The organism is Deltaproteobacteria bacterium (assembly GCA_016874775.1).
Taxonomy (GTDB): Bacteria; Desulfobacterota; Binatia; order Bin18; family Bin18; genus VGTJ01.
This window is the reverse complement of sequence record VGTJ01000250.1, coordinates 1-6,470: the sequence shown is the minus strand read 5'-3', so window position 1 is coordinate 6,470 and position 6,470 is coordinate 1. Positions and strand designations below refer to the sequence as shown.

General features: G+C 53.2%; 8 protein-coding genes. 2 read left to right on the top strand and 6 right to left on the bottom strand.

Features of this window, described 5'->3' with window-relative positions:
- The 5 genes from FJ147_26415 to FJ147_26395 all read right to left on the bottom strand — a co-directional run.
- Positions 1-797, bottom strand: a 797-nt coding sequence (locus tag FJ147_26415) for a DUF1800 domain-containing protein (GenBank protein ID MBM4259420.1), incomplete at its 3' end; no start/stop codon positions are given.
- Positions 703-1,029, bottom strand: a complete 327-nt coding sequence (locus tag FJ147_26410; protein MBM4259419.1) for a Smr/MutS family protein — start codon at positions 1,027-1,029, stop codon at positions 703-705. The genes FJ147_26415 and FJ147_26410, both read right to left, overlap by 95 nt.
- Positions 1,030-1,091: 62 nt before the next feature.
- A complete protein-coding gene (locus FJ147_26405; GenBank protein ID MBM4259418.1) occupies positions 1,092-1,547 on the bottom strand; it encodes a VOC family protein in 456 nt (151 codons plus the stop codon).
- Positions 1,548-1,565: 18 nt separating this feature from the next.
- Positions 1,566-2,339, bottom strand: a complete 774-nt coding sequence (locus FJ147_26400; GenBank protein ID MBM4259417.1) for a hypothetical protein — start codon at positions 2,337-2,339, stop codon at positions 1,566-1,568.
- 5 nt (positions 2,340-2,344) lie between these two features.
- A complete protein-coding gene (locus FJ147_26395; GenBank protein ID MBM4259416.1) occupies positions 2,345-3,427 on the bottom strand; it encodes a hypothetical protein in 1,083 nt (360 codons plus the stop codon).
- Positions 3,428-3,685: 258 nt separating this feature from the next.
- On the opposite strand from FJ147_26395, the gene FJ147_26390 reads away from it, so the two are divergent.
- On the top strand, positions 3,686-4,273 hold the full coding sequence (locus FJ147_26390; protein MBM4259415.1) for a ferritin-like domain-containing protein: 588 nt from the start codon (positions 3,686-3,688) through the stop codon (positions 4,271-4,273).
- Positions 4,274-4,285: 12 nt separating this feature from the next.
- Entirely contained in the window at positions 4,286-5,344 is a 1,059-nt protein-coding gene (locus tag FJ147_26385; GenBank protein ID MBM4259414.1) for a hypothetical protein, read from the top strand.
- A 201-nt stretch (positions 5,345-5,545) separates the two neighbouring features.
- Here the strand turns inward: FJ147_26385 and FJ147_26380 are convergent.
- A partial coding sequence (locus tag FJ147_26380; GenBank protein ID MBM4259413.1) for an LLM class flavin-dependent oxidoreductase occupies positions 5,546-6,470 on the bottom strand: 925 nt, incomplete at its 5' end.

The following is a 6,470-nucleotide window of genomic DNA, read 5'->3' as shown; positions in this document are numbered from 1 at the left end:
GAGAGGCCGGGGGAAAGAAGCTCTTCAATTGTGTCCATTCGGTCATGGTCAGGTCCGTTGGATAAACTCGCGGCAGTGTATTCATCCCTCAAGCTTACCAATCCCTTTTTCAAAACACTCTCTAACACCTGGAGATAGGGCTGCATACGGCTTGGGAGTCGTAAATCGTTGTCTTCCGCAGAGATGACGAAGATCTGATTCAAAGCAAAAGTCATGCGCTGCCGCAGTTGGTCTGGTGCCAAGAGTGCACGGGCGAAGAAACGTACCTGCAGCGGATACATGGTGTAATTGCGCAAGCGACACTCGCCTTGGCAATCTTCGGGTGGTCGTCGTGACCACAGACCAAGGTCAGGATAGGAAGGGAGTGGCTGCGTGAACTGTTCATCGAGAAAGGCTTCAAAGCCCACTGCTTGAACATGACCGATAAGTTCGGGGGTCGGGCCAAAGGTTGATTGTTCAAGAAATCGGACGGTATCGGCAAGAGAGGGAGGCGCAGCGAACACCGACTGTGCCGTTGGGAAGGAGAGGCAGAACGCTATACTCCAAAAGGTGAGATATAGACCTTTCCAGCAAGAGAAAGAAAAACGAAGTAAGGGGAACAATCGAGGTATCGTGATCATCGCGTCCTCCAGTCTTTGCCTGGGAGGAGAACGCATGCGAAGCAAAAAAGTTCCCAGCGCAGAAACGTGCGTATAGCGCACGCTACAAGTCGTTTTCTTTCTTCGTTCCCGCTGGAGCTTGGTCAGGCTGCAGATACACAATCGTTGCTCCCCAACCCCCGGCTTCGGGTGGCGCATCCTGAAACGATTGGACGAACGGGAGACGGGTCAGTAAGGCACGAATACTTTCCCTCTGCACCCCTCTCCCTTTACCGTGAATCAAACGAACAACCGAAAAGCCAGCTTCACAACATTGTGTGAGATATTCTTCGACGACGCTGCGAATCTCCTTCGGTTGGAACGGATGAAGATCGAGGACATCTTCGAGCGGCAGCTCGACCGGTTCTGGGAAAGGGTTTTCATCATCCAACGAATCAAAGGGACCCATATCGTTGGGGTTTTTTGTTGCCATAATGCACGACCATCCTGAGACTATCCGTTGAACGGTTCGATCAACTCTAGAAACGTTCCATCCGGATCTTTGAAACAGAAGAACTTCGCGCCTGCTTTGCTCCCGAAGCGAATGACAACTGGCTCAGAGACACATTCAACCCCGTCTGCTTTGAGACGCGTGTACTCGTCATCAAGGTTCTTAGTGAACAAGGCAATACGGGCAATGCCAGTATGATAGAGGTGGGCGTAGGGAGTGCCATCGGTCGGTGGTTTTTTCCACTCGATCAAGTCGAGCCGGGTCGCGCGTGGGTCGTCACTGAGCGACAATAACGCTGCCTTCGCAACACTATTGGGAATACCGAGCCCGACATCATTGCCTTTGTTGGGTCCTTCCCCGATATCGAGCACGAGTTTAAATCCTAAGTTCTTGTAGAACGCGAGTGAACGATCAAAATTCTTGACGTTGACGTTGATGTGAAAAATGGACTTAATCATAGCGTAATTCCCTCCTTGTTATGGCGCGGCATCTTCTCGAGTGGCCATATCCATTGACCAGCGGACTTCTTCTTCTTTGAAAAACAATGCGCCTTTCTTCTTCGCTGGGAGCAGTGCGGCAATATCTTGATAGTGTTGCTTTGCTGCCGCTGCTACCTGCACTATGATGGGTCGAGAACTCACAGGGAGTTCTGGATAAATAACCGAGAGAATGTACTGGTGCTCCAGGAGCGCGTTCGCGATTTGCTCATTGAGAGTGTCCTTTTCATCGGTGGCGGTGCTGAACAGGTGGATGACTCGCGCACGGTATGCGTGATAACGCTCAGCGGCTATGGCTGCAGCCTCCGTCTTTTCCGCTTTGACCATTGCTTCAAGTTCTGCCAGTTTCTCTCGGGCAAAGGAAAGACAGAGGCGTACTTTCTCTGTCGGCGTGCGAGCGAGCATGAGCGATCCTTCTTCTCGCACGGCATCTAAACGATACAAGGTGCTATCGGGAGTGCGTCCAGGCTCTGGGAGCCATTCGATATTGCCAAAGGCGCTAGAAAACCCGTGACCAGCGAGAGCTGGGGAAGACAAACAGAGGATGACACCGGTCAGCAATGGAAGACACAGATCTCCACGGATGTTGCATAGGCGCCGAGTCCATCCCATCGTACCCAACTGAGCAGTGAGATGTGGATACGTCCTTCTCGCGAACGTATGTCCTGAGCCTAGTCGAAGGGCGGGAATCCAGAAGGTGAGAAGGGGAAGCACGGATGCCTGCCTGCGCGGACGTGACGGTTCAGTGTGCATTGGAACTATCCTTGCGGCGAACGCGGGACTTGATCACTTGGTGCGACAATCGAACGAACCGTTGTGTCCATTCCTTCGCTATACTCTGCGACGTTGACGGTAAAATCTGCAACCATCGGTTTGCCGCCCGGTGCACATTCGAAGAACACTTTGTAGGTGCCAGCGGTAGGAAAAAAATGATGGACTGGTAAGTCCGGCCCATAGTAGACCTGCTTCTGTGGTTCCCGCATGAGTTGCACCATCATTTGCGCCATGTGGTTAGGGTTCGAGGTATGATCGCGCATTGCCGTCATCATAGCTGCCATTTGCGGGGTGTAGGTATGCTGATGGCCAAAGTTGGCGGCATCCGTCCGCCATGAGGCCATATGGACTTCAGTGCCAAGATACATACCCAGGTTTGTGACCGGGGTGCCATCCTGATGAGTGAGGCGGAGAACCAGTTCAGTATCGTACCCCGCGAGGGGAGGATCTGGTGAGGTTGTGAGTACGGCCTGATATTGCCCAAAGGTCTTAGTTCTCGTCAGGTCTATGGCGACCTCGGAGGGAGACGTACTGCCACTGACAGTCAGGGCAAACTGCTTCATCCAGCTCCGATCTTTGTGTGTGAATTCGCTGGCAATGAGATACTCGCCTGCGCTCGGGAATGTATAGGGGTAATGAAACGTCGCTGCAGTGAGGTCTTGGGCGGTCAGCGGAGCGAAATCTTCGTGGTGGATATGCACAAAGGTACGAAAGTCCCGGCTGACAATGAAAGTGTGCAGAGCGCGTTCGTGCAGGATTTGTAAATCGGAGACTGGTTTGCCAGATTGAACATCGGTGATGCGATAGGTGAGGGATACCGGCTCTTGTGCCTGTGGCTGCGGGGGAGCGACCGAGAGGGCTAAACGATATGGGCCATCGGGTTGGCCAATGAGGATGGTTTCTGCTGCCTTTTGGCAGCCGAGAAGAGAGACAAGACACAAGGCAAGGAACAAAATTGTCCGCTGCCGGTATGGCAGAACGCACGGAGCGCAGACCGATGCATGATGACTGACAACCCTTCCTTGTATTTTCAGTTTGTCGTTCATCGTTCCACGCGCTACCTGCATCGTTGTTCTCCCTACTGACTACCGACTGCTGACGACTGACTACGCTCTCGGGCTGGTCATAGTCCGTTTACGCAAGAGTGTCAAATGATTCTTTTTATTTTCCTAATAAAAATAAGGAGTTGTAATTCTGTGGGGCATTTAGGGACATTGCTTTTCTCTAGCCCTTCCTTTATACCAGGAGCCTACGTGGAATGGGGATGGGGGCCTCAGAGTATTAGGGGTCGGCTGTTACCAACGGGAAGGGTTAGGAGGATGTTCGTGGATCCACGAATGATTCATTTGTATAGCTATTATCGCGAAGCAGAATTGCGGGGAGCGACGCTCCTTCTAAAATTGATTATGCGGGTCGATGACCCAGAGTCACAGGTCAAACTCTCTCGTCACTTGGCAGATGAAACTCGTCATGCATGGCTATGGACGAAACGCATTGCCGATCTTGGCAGCACCCCTGTTCCGGTGGATGATGGGTATCAGGTCCGTATCGGCAAAGAAGTCGGCATTCCGCGCACGCTCATTGATCTTTTTGCCTTGACGGTGGTTGTCGAAGAACGCGCCCAGCGTCGCTATCTTGAACATGCCCGTCAACCTGGCACTGATCCACAAACCCGAGAACTCTTGCACGAAGTGACTAAAGACGAGAAGTGGCATATCGGTTGGATCAAAAATAAACTCAACGAGCTTGCTGCGGCGAACGGTGGCGAAGAGAAGATGCGAGCGACTCTCGAACGGTATCGCCAGATTGATAATAAAGTCGTGGCAGAAATGCAAGAGAAAGAACGTGCAGCCTTTGGCTTCTCTTTCTCTGATGATCCGGCAGAGACGATTGGACTCGCCGTCAACCAGTAGCTTGAGCGAGGTATGCCGGGAGCGCCTGTGAAAGGAGCTGCCGAGAATCGTTCTTCCGCTCCCTCGACCCCTGCATCTTCTGACCAGGGGGGAGAGGGACGTGTCCCTGAGCAAGAGGGGAAACGAAAAAAGAAGATTGTTCGCCCCGCGCGCGAAAAGCACCGCCTGATCGCGCGTTGTGAATATTGCCTCTTCTTACTGCTGTTCAGTTTTCTCCGCTTCTTGCCATTTCCTGTCGCTTTTCGTGTTGGCGAATGGATCGGGGTATTGTTGTATCACTGCGACCGTCACCACCGTAGAGTTGGGCTCATAAACCTCGCCATTGCCTTTCCGCAGAAAACCGTTGCTGAGCATCACGCGATTTTGCGTAGCAGTTTTCTCAACCTTGGCCGTATGGTGGCTGAATTCTGCCATATGCATACGCTCACTCCGGAATCGATTACTGAACGCATTACCTTTACCGACCCAGAGCGGTGGCGAGAAATCGTGAACAAAGCCAAGCCCACAGGGGCTGTGATCCTTACTGCGCACTTTGGCAATTGGGAACTGCTGGCGTACTCGCATGCGCACTATGGCTTTCCGATTCAGATTATTCACCGTCGGTTACGTAACCCCTTTATTGATGATGTCATCGTGCGAGAGCGTGAGTGCAGTGGTAATAAAGTCATTCGGAAGACGGTGGCAGGAATTGAGGTGTTTCGTGCACTGCGACAGAAGGCGTTCGTCGCAGTGGCGATTGATCAGAATGCCTCTGGACGAATGGGTATTTTTGTTCCCTTCTTCTCCCGCTTGGCTTCAACTTCCAGTGGTGCGGCTGGGCTCGTGCTTGCCGCCGGCGTGCCTGTAATTCCAGCATTCCCGATACGAGAGAACGGCACGTGGCGACATCGGATCGTCATGGGAGAGCCGATCGAATTCGTTCCGACCGGGAATCAAGAAGAGGATTTACGCGTACTGACCGAGAAGTTTTCGGCAGTTGTACAACACATCATCGAGCAATATCCTGACCACTGGCTGTGGATTCATAAGCGCTGGAAACGTCGTCCAGCAGGTGAAGCACCGATCTATTGACCTTCCGCTCTCTTAGTCCTCAAGCGAACCACAAGCAATGCCCCGACGAGACCTATCACGCTGAGTGATTCTGAGTGGAAGGGATATCGAGCCCTTCGACTTCGCTTCGTTCCGCTCAGGATACCCTGCGTCGAAAGGCTCAGCGTGACATCGACGTGGCATTCTCCTCACGTACGGTGTCCAAAGGTGCTGCGGTCCCAGTTAGATCTTGGGCATAATGTCGTGCACGAGCCGCCGCATGTCTGTGATCGTCTTTGCAGTTGGGGTTCCACTGAACGGTGGCCACAACAAGGGCATAGTCATACCAGCATCTCGGTAGCGCTTGAGATTATCAGTGATCTGGTCAGCCGTACCGACCAGTGTGGGCGTGAGCTTACCGCGTGGCGTTTGATCGGTTTTTTCGCGTGTGACCTCAAACGGGATCATGCTACAGATTTCGAGTGCGTCGATAGCGTTCGGCGTTCCCATCTTCACGAACTCCTCCTTGATGGCCGTACGCCAGATACCGATCGCTTCTGGTGTATCCATGATGCCGATCCACCCTTCGAGGCTGTACTTCGTGACGCGCGCTGCCGCAAGGTCCGGCCTGCCTAAGCCACCGAAAAACATTGGTGGTCGTGGTTTCTGCACCGGCTTCACGCCAAAGCCGCATTTCGGAAAGTCGGCGAACTCGCCGTGATACTCGAACACGTCGTTGGTCCACACTCCCTGCATTACCTCGATTGTTTCTCGTACATGCTTGTTGCGTTTCTGGTAGATGTGTGCAGCGCTGGCTGCGGCGAATTCCTCTGGCATCCAGCCTGAGCCCACGCCCACATTGATGCGCCCGCCCGAGAGGTGATCCCAGGTGGCGATTTCAGCGGCAAGCACGCCAGGGGCACGATAGGGGGTGACAATGATGCTGACGCCCAACCGCACGCGTTTGGTAATAGCCGCGAGGTATGGAATGAGAGGTAAGCCATGCAGGAACTCCGCACGGGCGCTGACGGGCAGGGCCTTAGAGAGTGTTTTGAAAAAGGGATTGGTAAGCTTGAGGGATGAATACACTGCCGCGAGTTTATCCAACGGACCTGACCATGACCGAATGGACACAATTGAAGAGCTTCTTTCCCCCGGCCTCTCGCCG

Bases quoted from the DNA above. Each gene is read 5' to 3' on its own strand.
- FJ147_26405 (MBM4259418.1), bottom strand. From the start codon at position 1,547: ATGATTAAGTCCATTTTTCACATCAACGTCAACGTCAAGAATTTTGAT.
- FJ147_26400 (MBM4259417.1), bottom strand. From the start codon at position 2,339: ATGCACACTGAACCGTCACGTCCGCGCAGGCAGGCATCCGTGCTTCCC.
- FJ147_26395 (MBM4259416.1), bottom strand. From the start codon at position 3,427: ATGCAGGTAGCGCGTGGAACGATGAACGACAAACTGAAAATACAAGGA.
- FJ147_26385 (MBM4259414.1), top strand. From the start codon at position 4,286: ATGCCGGGAGCGCCTGTGAAAGGAGCTGCCGAGAATCGTTCTTCCGCT.